The organism is Bdellovibrio bacteriovorus (assembly GCF_041888015.1).
GTDB lineage: Bacteria > Bdellovibrionota > Bdellovibrionia > Bdellovibrionales > Bdellovibrionaceae > Bdellovibrio.
In genome coordinates, this window is the sequence record NZ_CP168968.1 from 2,131,740 (window position 1) to 2,148,695 (window position 16,956).

The 16,956-nt window shown below is 48.4% G+C and carries 12 protein-coding genes and 1 pseudogene; 3 read left to right on the top strand and 10 right to left on the bottom strand.

Going from position 1 to position 16,956, the window contains the following annotated elements:
• Window positions 1-132: 132 nt before the first annotated feature.
• The 7 genes and pseudogenes from ACES2G_RS10390 to uvrB form a co-directional block, all read right to left on the bottom strand.
• Window positions 133-1,332, bottom strand: coding sequence for an MFS transporter (locus ACES2G_RS10390; RefSeq protein WP_374000106.1), 1,200 nt, complete (start codon window positions 1,330-1,332; stop codon window positions 133-135).
• Window positions 1,333-1,376: 44 nt separating this feature from the next.
• A complete protein-coding gene (locus ACES2G_RS10395; RefSeq protein WP_374001896.1) occupies window positions 1,377-2,801 on the bottom strand; it encodes a GMC family oxidoreductase N-terminal domain-containing protein in 1,425 nt (474 codons plus the stop codon).
• A 111-nt stretch (window positions 2,802-2,912) separates the two neighbouring features.
• Window positions 2,913-2,993 (bottom strand): annotated as a pseudogene (locus tag ACES2G_RS10400) (hypothetical protein); the annotation flags it as partial.
• Complete coding sequence (locus tag ACES2G_RS10405) at window positions 2,994-3,950, bottom strand: alpha/beta hydrolase (protein WP_374000107.1); 957 nt, start codon at window positions 3,948-3,950, stop codon at window positions 2,994-2,996.
• A 47-nt stretch (window positions 3,951-3,997) separates the two neighbouring features.
• On the bottom strand, window positions 3,998-5,560 hold the full coding sequence (gene murJ, locus ACES2G_RS10410; RefSeq protein ID WP_374000108.1) for a murein biosynthesis integral membrane protein MurJ: 1,563 nt from the start codon (window positions 5,558-5,560) through the stop codon (window positions 3,998-4,000).
• Window positions 5,557-7,455, bottom strand: coding sequence for an excinuclease ABC subunit UvrC (gene uvrC, locus ACES2G_RS10415; RefSeq protein ID WP_347357804.1), 1,899 nt, complete (start codon window positions 7,453-7,455; stop codon window positions 5,557-5,559). Before uvrC ends, murJ begins: the two co-directional genes overlap by 4 nt.
• Window positions 7,442-9,517, bottom strand: a complete 2,076-nt coding sequence (uvrB, locus tag ACES2G_RS10420) for an excinuclease ABC subunit UvrB (protein ID WP_374000109.1) — start codon at window positions 9,515-9,517, stop codon at window positions 7,442-7,444. The genes uvrC and uvrB overlap by 14 nt, the downstream gene beginning before the upstream one ends.
• A gap of 122 nt (window positions 9,518-9,639) precedes the next feature.
• Here uvrB and ACES2G_RS10425 point away from each other — a divergent pair, with 122 nt between their 5' ends.
• The 3 genes from ACES2G_RS10425 (at window position 9,640) to ACES2G_RS10435 (ending at window position 13,082) form a co-directional block, all read left to right on the top strand.
• Complete coding sequence (locus ACES2G_RS10425) at window positions 9,640-11,943, top strand: penicillin acylase family protein (protein ID WP_374000110.1); 2,304 nt, start codon at window positions 9,640-9,642, stop codon at window positions 11,941-11,943.
• Between the two features lie 58 nt (window positions 11,944-12,001).
• Window positions 12,002-12,520, top strand: a complete 519-nt coding sequence (locus tag ACES2G_RS10430) for a DUF3617 domain-containing protein (RefSeq protein ID WP_347357801.1) — start codon at window positions 12,002-12,004, stop codon at window positions 12,518-12,520.
• Between the two features lie 67 nt (window positions 12,521-12,587).
• Window positions 12,588-13,082 carry a hypothetical protein gene (locus ACES2G_RS10435; protein WP_347357800.1) on the top strand — a complete coding sequence of 165 codons (495 nt, stop codon included), beginning with the start codon at window positions 12,588-12,590 and terminating at the stop codon, window positions 13,080-13,082.
• Between the two features lie 22 nt (window positions 13,083-13,104).
• Here ACES2G_RS10435 and ACES2G_RS10440 read toward each other — a convergent pair whose 3' ends face one another.
• The 3 genes from ACES2G_RS10440 to gltX all read right to left on the bottom strand — a co-directional run bounded on the left by ACES2G_RS10440 (window position 13,105) and on the right by gltX (window position 16,918).
• Complete coding sequence (locus ACES2G_RS10440) at window positions 13,105-13,665, bottom strand: pentapeptide repeat-containing protein (protein WP_347357799.1); 561 nt, start codon at window positions 13,663-13,665, stop codon at window positions 13,105-13,107.
• Between the two features lie 309 nt (window positions 13,666-13,974).
• Window positions 13,975-15,426, bottom strand: a complete 1,452-nt coding sequence (gene cysS, locus ACES2G_RS10445; protein WP_374000111.1) for a cysteine--tRNA ligase — start codon at window positions 15,424-15,426, stop codon at window positions 13,975-13,977.
• 10 nt (window positions 15,427-15,436) lie between these two features.
• The gene (gene gltX / locus ACES2G_RS10450; RefSeq protein ID WP_374000112.1) at window positions 15,437-16,918 is read right to left on the bottom strand and encodes a glutamate--tRNA ligase; all 1,482 of its coding nucleotides are present in this window, start codon (window positions 16,916-16,918) and stop codon (window positions 15,437-15,439) included.
• Window positions 16,919-16,956: the final 38 nt, after the last annotated feature.

Below are 16,956 nucleotides of genomic sequence, written 5' to 3' on the forward strand. Positions count from 1 at the left end.
TAAACAGGCAGAGGTTGATAAAGGATCAATACAAATAAGCCAAGCAAATTTGTAAGATCCAAAAGGTCTGTCATTTTTGTAATCTTGAAGCTCTTTAAGAATGAAAAATTTGACCGGAATTACCGCAGATTTCTAGTTTTTTCCCGGAACAAGCTCTTTAAGGCCTTTGTAAAATCCAATCAGCGACAACCCTGTCGCAGCGACGATCAATGCCAAAGAGGTCGAACCAATTCTAGCAACCGCCCCCCATGTGATTGCTCCAAGCGCCATCCCCGCATAGAACACCGCCATAAAGACCCCCAGCATAGTGGCCTTCAGCTGAGAAGCGCCCGTGATCTGGCGGGAACTCATGTTCATCAGGGTCGATAGTACCAACCACCCGATCCCCGCAAAGAACATCGCTGCACACACATAAAGATATCCCGGCGCCAGGCCCAACAACAAAATGCCCACAGCGTAAATCACATAGGATCCGGCCAAAGACTTTTGCGTTCGGTGAGGCTGCATGATTTTTTCAGATAAAATCGCACTGATACAAGCACCCAACCCCAGGAAACCCAGCAAAGAGCCATATTGCAACGATGACAACTGCATCTCAATACGGCCTCGGGTCGGATACAACGCCCACAAGGAGGAGGCAAAGAAGGTGACACAGAAAATCTCAACCCATAATTTCATGTTGTGCAAAGACAGCAGCGGCTTCCAATCCGACTCGGCAATTTTGATATTCTTTTTCTCGGTCAGATTTTCTTTTACTGGCCATTTCCAGAAAAACAGAATCAATCCCAAAAAAGAAAAGCTGTTCACCAGAAAGGCGGCGCTCGGACCAAAGCCACTCAGAATCCCGCCACCTAACGTGGGCCCCAGGACTCGCGTAATATTAATACCCATGTAGTAAACCAGAACGGCCTGCGCCTGCATCGGTGTCGGTACCAAATCAGTCAGCACCGACTGGAACGCTGGATTTGTCAGCGCAAACCCAATTCCCATCACCAAGGACAACCCCAGCAGACTGACCTCGGTCACCTTTTCCTGCCAGACCAAATAAGCCAACAAGCCTGCCGCACTGAACATCAGGCCCTGCGCAAACAGCAGCACCTTGCGCCGATGCCCCAAATCAGAAACATAACCCGAGGGGATACTGAGGAACAACACTGGCAAACTGCCCGTGAACGACAGCAAGGATACAATCAATGGCGACATCGACAAATGTGTCATCACCCAGCTTGCCGCCACATCCTGGATCCAAGTACCTAGATTTGATAAGAATGCACAGATCCAAAAGGACCTATAAATGGAGATTTTTAACGGAGACCAAACAGATTCATTCATAGAGAACTTTCGCCATCCTTAATCTGCAAAACAACTCAACCTCGCTAGATAATATTGCAGCGACGTTCAAATTCAGAATTGGTCATACCGGACGCCAATGGGAACTGCGTCGCAAATCTCTCTGCAAGGGCGCTGATGGTAAGACTTGGATTGACACCCAAATTAGAGGGGATAACACTGCCATCACAAACATAGAGGCCGGGATAGCTTTGAAGCTCGTGCCATTGATTTATGACCGAGTCCACACCGATGTCTGATAAAGAACAGCCTCCAAGCATGTGTGCTGTTGCCGGCGTTCCCATAACCACCTCAGAAACAACATTCTGCGGAACTCCACCCACTATTTTTGCAAGCAAAGTCGAAGCCTTCTGCGCAATTGGCATATAGCTAGGAACATTCTGCCCCTTCAAGTCCGTCGTTAAATGCTTTTGAAAAAGTCGCATCCAAGTACGTCTCCACTTTATTTCAAGTGTCTGGTCTATGGACTTCATAACCAAAAGGATAATCCCCTTTTTTGACCAATCAGAAAAAAAGTAAATCTTTATAAAAGTCGGCGCCTTAAAAACTAAGTTACACAACATCTTTATTGGGCGAACAACGCGATTTCCCGGGCCCGTCAGGGGAACTGCTAAAAACTTCATCGCGTCGGACCCGGCTGGATAGCGCACCGGCTCGATCTTTGTGTCCTTATCTGGATGTATTGCAGAACCGATTGCAATACCCACCGAAAGATCTTCATGCGTCCCTGTTTGCGTGGCACCACACAGGCTTTCACCATTTGTTCGTACCATCTTACCAAGCTTTTCTGAAATCTTGCTAAGATGACCGTAAGAATACTTGTTTTTAAAAAGAATCTCTAACGTTCCCAACACACCGGCCGCGAAAATAACCCTATCTGCAGTAAAAACAGTTTTTTCCGAAAAAATCCTATCTGTTCGTTTCGCAGTAACTTTGTAGCGCCCCCCTTCGGGAAGAACCTGATCTACATGCAATGAATCTAAAATCTTCGCGCCCCACTTTTCCGCAAAGTATAAATAGTTTTTATCCAATGTGTTCTTAGCTCCCACACGGCAGCCCACCATACAGGCTCCACAGGCATTGCAGCCCGTCCGCGCAGGGCCTTCCCCTGCGAAGTAGGGGTCAGGAACTGTTTCACCTGGAGTTCCAAAATACACTCCGACCTCAGTCAAGTGATAGGTGTCTGCAATTCCAAGCTCATGCCCCAACTTTTGAAGATATTTATCAGAGATACTTTCGAAACGATTCACCGTAACACCCAGAATCTTTTTTGCTTTTTCATAGCCGGGTGCCAATTCATCTTTCCAATTCACCCCTTTTGGCCACTGCAAAAAAACTTCGTCTTGAGGCTTCATCAACGTATTTGCATATACCAAACTGCCTCCGCCAACCCCAACACCATGCAGCGCCATAACGCCTTTTAAAAAAGTAATCTGTTGAATTCCAAACAACCGTAACGAGGGCGCCCACAGAAACTTCCTTAGGTTCCAGTTGGTTTTCGCAAAATCCGACGGCGCATATCTGCGACCTTTTTCCAGGACTGCCACCTTGTAGCCTTTTTGGGCCAATCTTAATGCGGAAACGGAACCACCAAAACCCGAGCCGATAATAATAAAATCAAAGTTGTTTTCCATGCTTGCCATTTAATTACTTTCAATAAAATGAAGCGTATCTTTGGCGACGGCCTGTGCTGAAGCACTTACACTGCTAACCATCAGATGATGCGGAATGGACGAAGGTAGCGCCACTAGTTGCCTCTTATTAAAAACTCGTGTCATGTATTCCGAGTTACTAAAGTTCAACACCCGATCGCCATGCGCCAGAAATAGCATCAACGGCGAAGCTATTGATCGAAGATTCTTTACCTGCAAATCTTGAAGTTCATGGCCTAACTCAAAAACTTGGTTTGCCGCAGCCAGAGGTATGTCTTGTAAATATGCCTCCGGCTCTTTAAGCAACACCACAAGATCTGGATGTTTTGAAAGCTTATACATGGTCTTGACCGACACCCCAACAGGGATATCACCAGTTAAAGATCCCAATATCTTCAAAAAGAACGAATTAGGATCGTAGAAAGGAGAATAAAGCGTTACCGAGAATTTTTTTGCCAACTCAGGATGATCATACAAAAACCGATGAATCAACAACCCACCTGTGGAAAAACCAACCAAGTGAACTTTGTCATAACATGATGCCAGTTGCAGCAATCTGCGCCTGGTATGATCCAACCACTGCTGACGATTAAATTGATTTGCAATCAAAGCAGTGCCGCCAAAACCAGGAATTGTGTCGCTAAACACATCGTAGCCAGCCCTAAACGCCAACTCCCCAATCATGCGCATTTCCGCCGGGCTTCCCATAAAGCCGTGCAACGTGTACACGGCCTCAGTGCTTGAATTTCGAGTCTGAACTGAGGCACTGGGAAAATTATCATCCAAAATATCTATTGTGGGATCAATTTCTTCGTAGATGCGCTTTAGGTCATGTCTTTGCACATCCCACTGAGCTTGAATTTTATTTGAACACTCAGCCGTGGAGCCCCGCGCCCATAAGTTACTGTACGCCAAGAGAAAAAATATAAAAACAAAAGTACGCGCCATGGTTAATTCTCGCTGGAAAACCAACCTGGATCAAGGGCGAATATCCACTAACGAATACGGCGCAGAATTTTCTGCAAAAGACTGTGAGCCTGTTCGACTTTGAACATATACCCCAGGAGGAAATAAAGAACTCCATAAATTCCAAGTGCAATCACCGCACGAATGATCACATGCACCGCTGGGTCGACAAGAAGACGCACCACAACTGCACCCGCCCCAGCCCCAACCAAGGCCATAAACCAAACCTTACCTTGGAAGATCAAAGGCAGACCGGTTTTGCCGATTTTTTTATTCAACGCCTGTCGCAGCAGATAGAACTCAATCCATCCGGCCGTTCCGGCCGCCACCGTTAAGCCCACCGTACCCCATTGCTTATCAAAACCCAAAGCCTCAGGCAGATAGAAACCGCCCAATACACCCAATACCGTCGCGAAGATCACGCGCACAATCGCGAACTGCAAAGGGGTTCTTGTGTCTTTCAAAGAATAAAACGTTGAGGAATACAAGCGCCCCAGCGTGGAAGCCAGAAGTCCCACGGTATACCCGACCAAGACCAGCCATACATAGCGAGTGTTTTCGGCCTGAAATTGTCCCGTCTGAAACACAGCTCCGACAATCAGGTCCCCCAAAATCAGAAAACCCACGACGGACGGAATAATAAAGAAGGCAATTTGCTGCAAGCCCCGATTCAGACGACCTTGCAGATAATGCCGAATATCCTCGTCACTGCCCGTGGCCTGGGACATTGCCGGAAGCTCGGCCGCAGAAACACTCATGCCAAAAAGGCTGACCGGCAGAAGATACAAGGTCTGCGCGTAAGCTAAAGCCGAAACCGCCCCGGTCGGAAGCAAGCTGGCCAAGACGTTATCAATATAAGCACTGATCTGCACCACACCACGGGAGAAAACCACGGGCACAAAGTTGCGAACCACCGTGCGTACCGAGGACAGTTGCAAATTCAATGAAGGAGAAATTTTTTTCCCCAAACGAAGGGCCGAGGGCAGCTGAATAAAGAACTGCAGGAAACTTCCCGCAACAAGCCCCCAGGCCACTGTGACCGCCAGATCAAACTGTCCCTGCTTACCGCCCCATAAAACCAATGCCGCAATGATCGACAGGTTCCAGATCACCGGAGCGACATAGGAAAGGAAGAAGCGACGGTGGGAGTTCAAAATCCCCAAACACCACGCCGACATCACCAGGAATCCCGTTCCCGGGAAAAGGATCTGAACAATTTGAATGGTCAAAGTGCGTTTTTCACCGGTGAATCCAGGTGCGATCAAGTCAATCAGGAAGGGCGTTGCAAACACACCGCCTAAAACCAGAAACGATGTCAGCAAAAACAGCAGGCTGCCAACAACTGACGCGACCTTAGCCGCTTCTTCATCATGTTTTTTTGCTAAAAGCTGAGCATAGACCGGAATGAAACTGGCGGAAAGAACGCCCTCACCAAAAAGATTTTGCAGAAAATTGGGAATCTTTAAGGCGGCCTTAAAAGCGTCCCCGGCGTCGGAGTTCCCGAAAAAGTGGGCAAACACCCGTTCACGGACCAAGCCCGCAATACGGCTTAAAAATATCCCCAGTCCCACTAAGAGCGCATGACTCTTCACTCTTCAACCTCAGTTTCTTCTTCTTCGCCTTCATTGAGCTGAAGCAAAATACGTTCTGCCAAAACTCGATTGAACGTTTTCAGCTTCGCGATTTCTTCAGGATCGGCCATTTTAATTTCATCAATAGACTGGAATCGAGTCAAAAGAAGTTTCTTTCTTTTTTCCCCCAGCCCCACAACGTAATCCAGTTCACTTTCCAGCGACGTACCTTCGCGCAACTTACGGTGATAAGTGATCGCAAAACGATGGGCCTCATCCCGAATGCCCGCCAAAATATACAGAGCCTCAGCATTGTGTTTGAAAATCACCGGATTGGATCGGCCCGGCAGGAAGAAGCGTTCTTCCGTGGACTCGACTTCCTGCTTCTGGAAATCACTTTCCGTACGGGCTTTTGCCAACCCCACCACCGGAATGTCTTTGCGCCCGATTTCTTCCAAAATCTTCATCGCCTGCGCCAGTTGCCCCTTACCCCCGTCGATCACAATCAACTGTGGATCTTCGTATTCAGTGTGCTTAAAACGGCGATTCAAGACTTCATACATAGAAGCAAAGTCGTTGATCCCCTGAACTGTTCTGATTTTATAGCGACGATAGTGCTCTTTTGCAGGAACACCATCTTCAAAGACCACTTGGGAAGCAACGGTTTCAGCACCTTGGAAGGTCGAAATGTCGTAACACTCAATGCGGCGCGGGCGCTCTGATAGACCAAAGCGTTCTTTGATCTCGTCCAGGCCTCGCAATTTTTCTTCGGATTTGGAAACGTACTTCAGGAAGTGCGACTTGGCATTGTCATGGGCCATTTCAACCAGATTGCGCCCTCGTTCATCCGTGGCAAACCTCACCACTGTCTTGCTGCCCGAACGTTCTTTAAGCACTTCTTCCATCAATTTGGTCAGGTCGTTGCCAATATCCAACGGCAAAAGAACTTCGTCTGGGATGAAGTTATCGTCATAGTACTGATTCAGGAAGTCCACCAACCATTCGCGTGGGTCTTCAACAGCATCATTCGGATCAAAGTGCGGCAGATAATGCGATCTAGTTCCGATCACCCGGCCGGCCCGCACGTGGACGGTTTCAATAAGGCATCCGCGCTCGTCCCCAAAGAAGCCCACGGCATCCTGATCTTTTTCCGAGGTGTCGTTGATGACGGCTTGTTTTTGCAGAATCGCCTTGATGGACTCCACGGAGTCCCGCAGTCTGGCAGCGACTTCAAACTTTTCCTCATCGGCAGCTGCTCGCATTTTTTCAGTCATGGCTTTGACCACTTTGCGGTTTTGGCCTTTTAAAAACAACTTCGCCCCTTCGACTTCGCCACGATAGTCGTCTTTGTTGATGTACTCCACACATGGAGCCGTACAACGACCGATCTGATAAGTCATGCAAGGACGTTTGCGGGTTTTAAAAACCGCATCCGTACAGTCACGGATCTTGAAGGTTCTATTTAGAAAGCGAATAGTTCCCTGTACCGCCAGACCCGAAGTGTAAGGACCAAAGTAAAGAGAGCCGTCTTTCTTCACCTTTCGCGCCAGATAAAGACGTGGAAATTCATCGCCCCAGCTAAGGCGGATATAAGGATAAGCCTTATCATCCCGCAGGCGGATATTGTACTTCGGACGATGTTTTTTAATTAGCGAGGCTTCAAGCAGGAAGGCTTCCACTTCCGTCTTAGTCAGAATGTACTCAACCTCGTTGATATTCGAAACCAGAAGTCGGGTTTTTGGAGAATGATCCTTGCTGTCGGTGAAGTAACTGCGAACACGGCTGCGAAGGTTCTTGGCTTTACCGACATAGATGATCTTGTCGGCGGTGTTTTTCATAAGATAAACACCACTCTGCGTGGGGAATTCCTTCACCTTATCGCGAACCTCTTCAAACCGAGAGCTACTTGAGGCCATCCTTGACGACCTCCGCGCTTTCAGACTCTACTTCGCCACTGCGAACATTCAGTTCAACAATCTGCAGACGTTTAATTTCGTCCCGGATCTTGGCGGCTTCTTCAAATTCCAGATTTGCTGAAAGCTCTTTCATGCGCACACGCAGCTTTTCAATTTCCTGCTGAATTTTATCCGGCTGTTGCGCAAACTTATTCATAATAGCTGCGGACTTGGTTTCCCCCGCCAACGGCGTCGAAACGGTTCCGTCAAACAGCTCACCCAGACCGTCTTTGATTTTCTTTTTGACCGATTGTGGCGTGATCCCATGAACCTCATTGTATTCAGCCTGAATACGACGACGACGCTCGGTCTCGTTGATCGCCTTTTGCATACTTTCAGTGACTATATCCCCGTACAAGATCACCCGGCCGTTCAAATTACGAGCGGCGCGACCAATCGTCTGCACCAGGGACCTTTCTGAGCGCAAGAAGCCCTCTTTATCGGCGTCGGTGATTCCGACCAAGCTGACCTCCGGAATATCCAATCCCTCTCTCAGCAAGTTGATCCCGACCAAAACGTCAAAGACTCCCAAACGCAAATCACGCAGGATCTCCATACGTTCCATGGTGTCAATTTCACTGTGCAGGTACTTCACTTTAATGCCCAGATTTTCATAATACTCTGTCAGATCTTCTGCCGAACGCTTGGTCAGTGTGGTGATCAGAACACGCTCTTGCTTTTTCACGCGGTCTCGGATTTCTTTAAGCAAGTCATCCACCTGATGTTTGACCGGTCGAACTTCAACGACAGGATCAATCAGGCCCGTCGGACGGATGATCTGTTCAACGATCACGCCTTCTGACTTTTGCAGTTCATACACACCTGGGGTCGCCGATACATAGACGACCTTATCCATCATCTTTTCAAATTCCTGAAAGTTCAAAGGACGGTTGTCCAAAGCCGAAGGCAAACGGAATCCGTGTTCAACCAGATTCATCTTGCGCGCCCGGTCCCCCCGATACATGCCCCCGATCTGAGGAATGGTGACGTGGGACTCATCCACAAAGGTCACAAAATCCTTCGGGAAGTATTCCAGCAGTGTTGGAGGTGGCTCGCCCGGCCCTCGACCCGTCATGTGACGAGAGTAGTTTTCAATCCCCTGACAGAAGCCCATCTGTTCCATCATTTCGATGTCATAATAAGTTCTTTGCTCCAAACGCTGGGCTTCCAGAAGCTTCATTTCCTGATTGAGCTGCACCAGTCGATCACGCAGCTCGTCCTGAATGGTTTTAATCGCCCGTTTCAAACTGTCATCACTGGTGACGTGGTGGCTTCCCGGATAAATACCGATCTGATCTATCTCTTCGAGCACCTGTCCCGTCAAAGGATCAACCCACGAAAGACGTTCGATAAAGTCCCCAAAGAATTCAACCCGCACTGCGCGTTCTTCCTCGTAAGGAGGGAAGATCTCAACATTATCTCCGCGCACACGCACGGTTCCACGCGAGAAGTCCACATTATTTCTTTGATACTGAATGCGAATCAATTCCCGCAACAAATGATCCCGTTTCATCTCGGTATTGGAAACAATCTGGATCATCATGCCTTCATAGGCCTCCGGGGAACCCAAACCATAAATACAAGACACAGAGCTGACGATGATCACGTCCCGGCGATCAAACAAGGATCTTGTGGCCGAGTGGCGCATGCGATCGATCTGCTCATTGATGGCCGAATCTTTTTCGATGTAGGTATCGGTGGAAGGAATATAGGCTTCCGGCTGGTAGTAATCATAGTAACTCACAAAGTACTCTACGGCGTTGTGAGGAAATAGTTCTTTAAACTCTGCATACAACTGGGCGGCCAGAGTTTTATTCGGTGCCAGCACCAGAGCGGGCTGATTCAAGTTGGCAATCGTGTGTGCCATGGTGAAGGTTTTTCCAGACCCGGTCACCCCTAGTAAAGTCTGATGTTTAAGACCTGCAGAAAAGTTCTCAGCAATCTGCTCAATGGCTTTTGGCTGATCACCAGAAGGTTTGAATTCGGACACCAATTGGAAGTTCTTTTTATAGGATGAGCCCATCCCTCCAAGAATAGCACGCCCCCTAAAAAGTACCCGCACTTTTTTACCCCTAGCCCCGCGTTATATGCGAGGTGGCATTAAAGGTCCTTGCCTGAGTGCCGCCGCCAGTTGAGAGTTCTGGAATGAAAATATTCAAGCGAAGCCTTCTCGTATTTACTGTATTGGTTTTAGTCCTGGCTGTGGGCAGCTATTTCTTTATGCAAAAGTCCTTGCCGCCAATGGAAGGAAAACTCGCGCTCTCGGGCCTTAAATCTCCGGTCTCTGTCATTCGCGATCAATACGGAATTCCTCATATCAAAGCCACGACCAAAGTGGACGCCCTGCGGGCCCTAGGGTTTGTCATGGCCAGCGAACGGTTGTTTCAGATGGAGCTTTCCCGTCGCATGACTCAAGGAACTTTAAGTGAAGTCTTTGGTGATCTGGCCTTAAAAAGTGACAAGCTCTATCGCAGCCTGATGCTTAGACGGGCTGTTGAGCGCATGATTGAAAAGGAAAAACAAGAAGGCCGCTTTGATCAAAAAATGTGGGATGAAATGCAGGCTTACTTTGATGGTGTCAACGAGTACATCAAAACCCAGCCGCTTCCCTACGACCTGCAAATTGTCGGGATCAAACCTGAACCTTTCACCCCTTGGGATGCCTATATCATGACCGGCCACATGGCCTACAGCTTTGGCATTGCCCTGAAGGCAGACCCTTTGATGACTGAATTTGCAAAACAATTACCGGAAGAAGCCTTTCAGGCTTTGCGCAACGACCCTTTGAAGGCTCCCCTTAAAATTTCCTCCTGGTCTGAAATGGTGGCTCCTTTTGTTCTGCCGACAGAAGACCTTTTTGCCGGAAGCTTTGAAGGCAGCAACGCCTGGCTGATCTCTTCTGAGCGCTCGCAGTCCGGAAAAAGTCTTTTCGCCAATGACCCGCATATTGGCTTTTCTCACCCGGCAACATGGGTGGAAGCCCATCTGCAAACTCCGGACTTTGAGCTTTATGGGCACTATCTTCCACTGGTTCCCTTCGCCGTCCTAGGACACAACCGCCATCATGCCTGGGGTTTCACCATGTCACTGGCTGACGATATGGATCTGTATGCTGAAACTCTGAACAAAGAAAAAAAGACCGTTGTCTTTGCCGGCAAAGAAGTCCCCTATCAAGAATGGACCGAGGTCATTAAAATCAAGGGCGAAAGCGACCTGACCTTGAATATGATTGAAACCCCCCACGGCCCGATCATGGATGAAACTCTGGAACGCAAAGATTTAGCACTAAAGTGGGCCTATCACCGTCCTGAAAACAATCCCATGAAAGCGCTCTATGAGATGGCCGAATCCCACGATCTCGCAGCCTTTGAAAAGGCCTTGCAATATGGCACAGCTCCGGGGCTGAACGTGATGTATGCCGACGCCGACAACATCGCGTGGTGGATCTTTGGCGACATCGCCGTGAAACAGAATCCCAATTCAGATATGATCCTGGATGGCGCGTCCGGTAAGGATGAATACATCCGCACCTTGCCCTGGCAGGAAAAACCCCATCAGGTCAACCCACCATCGGGCATTATTGTCACCGCCAACTCTCGCCCCCAAGGTTTGGACTCTTTGATTCGCGGCGACTGGCAGTCGGATGACCGCTTTCAAACTCTGACTCGCGCCTTGAACGAAAAAGACCTGTGGAGTGTCGAAGACGTCAAAGCACTGCAAACTGAAAACTACAACTACCAGACACGTGCGTTGCTGGATAAACTTCTGGAGAATTTGCAACTGGACGAAGCCAGCAAGCAGCGCTTTGACAAAGAGCTGACGGCACTAAAATCCTGGAATCTTCATTCTGAAATTGATTCCACCGAAGCCAGTCTTTATCACCAGTGGAACAATGAGATTGTTCTGCTGCTACTTGAAAAAATGCCCGCAGAGCAAAAAGCCACTTATCTGACCACGCCTTATGCATGGGCGTTCTATGAGCGCACTCTTTTGGATGACCAGTCCCCTTGGTGGAAAGAGAGCGATAAATCGAAAATCATTTCTACGACCTTCCTAAGCGCCATCGAAAAGGTTCGCAATGTCCCATGGGGCGATCTTCACACCGTGGAGTACACCCATCCCCTGGGTCGCAGCTTCCCACTGAATAAGATCTTCAATATCGGCCCCCACCCGATGCCGGGCGCCTATAATGAGATTAACAACAACAAAATGCGTGGCTTGGGTGGTGACTTCAAAGTCGTTGCAGGCCCATCCACTCGCCGTGTGATTGATTTTGCGCAGCCACAGACAAGCTGGGGTATTAATCCGATTGGAGTTTCTGGACACATTTTGTCACCCTTCTACAAAGATCAGGTGCAAATGTTTCTGGATGGAAAATACCGTCCTCAGCACATGAGTGACGACGGCATCCAAAAGAGCACCCGTTATGAAATGACGTTGGTACCTTGACTGGGGAGCCTCATCTACGCGTAAAATAGGCTAAACAAATTTGACTTGGAGTTTCCCTATGCGATATCTACTTTTTGCAACAGCTCTTCTGACAACCGTCTCTTCGGCCCAGGCTTTCGATATCAAACCGGGTCTGTGGGAAGCCAAGATGACTTTGACTTTGGACGGAAAGACTTTTGATCCCATGGCTGAAATGAATAAAGCTCTGGCGCAAGTTCCCCCTGAGCAACGCAAACAAATGGAAGAAATGATGGCTAAATCCGGCTCTCATATGCCCATCACAAAAGATGGCTATCGTATATGCTATACAGCGGACATGCTTAAAAATCCAAGCTCAGTGATGGATGCCACCAAATCCTGCAAAACAAAAATCACGACTCAAACTGCGAAGAAGATCTCGGGCACTTTTGACTGCCCAAAAGAAGACGCCAAAGGCACTTTCGACTGGACTGCCAAGTCCGACACTCAATATGAAGGCGTGATGACTGGCAAAACCAGCAAAGGCAAAGACACTGTCATTCGCTATGAGGGCAAGTTTGTGTCCGTCGATTGCGGTAAAGTGAAGCCTGTAAAATAGCACCTCGACCTCGATTTTCTTAGAGCTTCCTTGGGTCCCATGCAAGATGGGTCAAAAGGAGGCTCTTATGTTTTTGGCAAAGACTCTTTTTGCCGCCGTAACTTTCCTTTCTGCCCTGCAGACCTGGGCATACCCCAATGTCGGCGACAAGGTTTCCTGGACAGGCGAAATCACGACCCAAAAAGGCGATACATTGGCCGTAAAAATCACCAAAGAAATTCTTTCCCGGGACTACAAAAACAGTCTATGGAAGGTGCGCGTGGATGCTTCTATCGGAGACGATCACAGCAGCCACATCATTGAAACCCCGGACATGTACACACCAGAAAGCTACAAGAAGATCATTGGGGATTGCGTAAAAAATGGCGGCTTTTTGGAAAAACTGAATGCTCCGGCTGGAACCTATGACACTTGCAAGATAAGCACGACCCTGGCCGATGGAACTCTGATCGAACGTTGGTGGGGTAACATTCCCTTTGGCGTCGTCAGCAAAAGCACCCGAGACTCGGGGAAACTTCCCATTTCCAAGCCAGATTTAGATTCTATCATTGCGGGACTTTAAATACCTCCCGCGGAGCGATGGACTACATCTCCACTTTGGCACCCAAGGCCTCGACTAACACCAGAACTTCCGGAAATGAAAACGCTGCGTCTTTGATTTTCGAAAACTTGGGGTCAATGAAATATCCCCGTGCAGATCGAAAGTCCGCTTTTTCAAGATTGGCATTTACAAAAGATGTCCCGGACAACGTCGCCCCTGAAAAGCTTGCTTTGGCCAGATTCGCACCAGAAAAATCAGCCTCGCGGATCACGCTATGATCGAATTTCAATCCGCGAAGATCGACAGACTGAAAGCAGGCGTAATCCAGCTTGCAGCCGAAAAAAGAATAGTCGCCCCCCTTACGAACCTCGGTCCAATTGGTCCCCATCAAGTTGCAGTCTTCAAAAACAACTTCACGGAAAACAACATTCAACAGTGAAGAATTGGCTAAATTGCAGCTCACGAATTTACAATCTATGAAAATGGAGCTTTTCAGATTCAATTCGCTAAAGTTAATCTTATTAAACTCATAACCCGAGATCTCGCTTCGCTCTTCATTAAAGACGGTAGAAATATTATCTTCAGAAATTACAGTATGTTTCATCCATGCCTCCCGAAGAAAACTTAGCAGCTAAAGAATCTCTGGCCATGCTTTTTTTTGATCGCAAGTATTCCGGTATACAAACACACCCGTTAACGCGAAAGAGTCCTCCCTGACGACTCGCAGGAAGTCCCGGATTCTCCAGCAAATCACTTTTTCAGACCCGGGTATTGATGCCCGAACGTTGAGGATTTTTAAACCCAAAGAACACCCCTTGGCATTCGCATAAAGGGCGAAAAATTAACTTCACCGGACCATCTTATTAACGCCAAGCAAAAAGAAAAAGCCCTCTTGCGAGGGCTTTTTAGAAATCTATTTTGTCACTTCCCAGAAACTGCCTTCCGGCGTGTCGCTGACGGAAATCCCCAGCGCCGTAATCTTCGCACGAAGCTCATCGGACTTCGCGAAGTCTTTTGCCGCCCGAGCCTCCCCGCGCTCTGCCACCAAGGCATCCACAGCAGATCTTTCCAGATTCATTTTTTTCAGCAACATATCATCCAGTTTGATCAGGAATTCGTGAGCTGGTTCCTGGAACAAACTCATTGTGGACCCCATTTTACGAACGAAATTGCGGAAGGCCAAGGCCTTACCCTGAATCGCCGGATTGGCTTTCATACCGCGACGAACCTGGGCATTGAACTGACGAACCACTTCGAACATCGCCGCAAAAGCGTCCGGCGTTCCAAAGTCGTGATTCAAAGACTCTTCCACCTTCTTCCAAGCATCCAGAGTGATCTTGGCGAACGCGGCATCTTCCTGAGTCACTTCTGCCGTCAGATAAGATTCAGCCATGGAAAGCGCTGAATACACACGAGACAAACCGCCTACGGCACGTTCAACAGCTTCATCACCGAAGTCACTCAAGGTGCGATAGTGCGCAGACAGGATCATCCACTTGTAGATCTCGGCATTGTACATCTCCAGGAATTCTCGCATGGTCACGATGTTCCCCAAAGACTTGGACATTTTCTGCCCGCCGAAGTTCAGCATGTTATTGTGCATCCAGTATTTCACGAAAGCCTTGCCAGTGCAGCCTTCACTTTGCGCAATTTCATTTTCATGGTGCGGGAAGATCAAGTCCATTCCCCCACCGTGAATGTCGATCTGATCGCCGAACAGATTTTTAATCATCGCCGAGCACTCAATGTGCCATCCCGGACGCCCCGGTCCCCATGGGGATGGCCAGGACACTTCACCCGGCTTTGCGGCTTTCCAAAGGGCAAAGTCCATGGGATTTCTTTTCTTTTCATCGACTTCAACCCGAGCACCTGCCATTAGGTCATCCGTGTTGCGACCGCTCAGTTTTCCATAGTCCTTAAAGGATTCGATGGAATAAAGAACGTCCCCTTGCGCCTCATAAGCTTTCTTCTGAGTCACCAGACTTTCCACCATGGAGCGAATATCATCCATGTGTTCCGTCACCTTCGGGTTCATATCGTGGGGACGGAGCCCCAGCATCGAAAAATCTTTTTTGTATTCGGCAATGTATTTTTCCGACAGCTCGGTCGGAGTCATTCCTAACTCATGGGCGCGGTTGATGATCTTATCATCCACGTCCGTGAAGTTCAGCGCATAGGTCACCTTGTAACCTAAATGCTCCAACCAGTTACGAACCATATTGAAGACCACCGGCCCGCGGAAGTTTCCGACGTGAAGGAAGTTATAAACCGTCGGACCACACACATACATTTTCACCTGACCTGCGGTCAGCGGTACGAATTCTTCAAGCTGTTTACTTTGTGAGTTGTGGATCTTCAAAGACATTTCAGTTCACCTATGCTTTTGCCAGTGCTTGCTCTGCGCGAGACACCAACGATGATTTTTTCATCAAAGGAACCAGAGTTTTTAGCTCTGCACCATGAGGCTTCCCGATCACGGCCACACGAATTGGCATGAACAGGTGTTTACCTTTGGCGCCGGTCTGGTTTTTCACTTCGTCCTGCAACTTCAGGAATTCTTCTTCCGTCATATAGTCGGAAGGATGAGCCTGAACCAGATTTTTCCAGGAAGCTAAAACCGCTTTCGTAGGTTCCCACTTCAAGGTCTCTTCGGCCTCGGGAAGGATGACGTAAGCCTTGTCGTTGAGCGGGCGATACAGTTCAATCGCATCAGCCAAAGTTTCCATGTAGGGCTTGAACAAATCCAAGGACTTGCCTTGCCATGCCGGATCCTGTGGAAGCTCCATGTGCTCGCGCGCCAGGAATGGCTGAATTGCTTTCCAAAGATCTGCATTCGGAAGCGCACGCAAGTGCATCGTGTGCATCCATTTGAATTTCACACGATCAAAGATCGCACCAGATGGATTCAAACGGGAGATATCAAAGACCTGCTTCATGTCTTCCACGGACAAAAGCTCGCGCCCCTGAGGATCTGACCAACCCAACAAGGCGATGAAATTCAATACCGCACTTGCCAGATAACCTTCGTCTTTCAACTGACCACAAGCCACAGCACCTTTACGTTTGGAAAGCTTTTGGCGGTCTTCATCCAGAATCAAAGCCATATGACCAAACTCTGGAACGGCCCAATTCATAGCCTCATAGATCATCAATTGGCGCAAAGTGTTCGGCAGATGTTCTTCCGCACGGAAGACATGCGTGATCTTCATCAAGTGGTCATCCACCACACAGCAGAAGTTGTAAACAGGCATGCCGTCAGAACGAAGCAAAACAAAGTCCCCTACCATGTCGGATGGGAACTTCACTTCGCCACGAACCAAGTCAGTGAAGATATAGTCTTTTTCAAGACCTTTGGTTTTATAACGAACCACTGCTTTGTCGCCAGTTTTCAGTCTTTCCAGCGCTTTTTCCAAAGGCCAGTCCTGATACGGGGACTGCAAATGTGCAAAGCTACCGTTGGCTTTGGCTTCTTCTTTTTGTTTTTCAATTTCTGCTTCGGTCATGAAGCAGTAGTAGGCCTTGCCGTCTTTCAAAAGTTTGTCGGCAATCTCTTTGTAGATACCCAAACGTTCACTTTGACGATAAGGACCATTTGGGCCGACATCTTTCAACGTCACCGGATCAACGCCCTCATCCCACATCAAACCCAACCAAACCAGGTCGTCCACGACACCACGCAAAGATTCTTGAGTGGAACGGGCCTCATCCGTGTCTTCGATACGCAGAATGAATTCACCGCCGTTTTTCTTAGCATAAAGGTAGTTGTAAAGAGCGGTACGCGCACCACCCACGTGCAAATAACCCGTTGGGGATGGAGCAAAACGAACACGAGGATGCGAAGAGATTTTTGAGGACATAAGAAACTCCAAAGCTGGGAAAGGCCTTAAAAAACAAA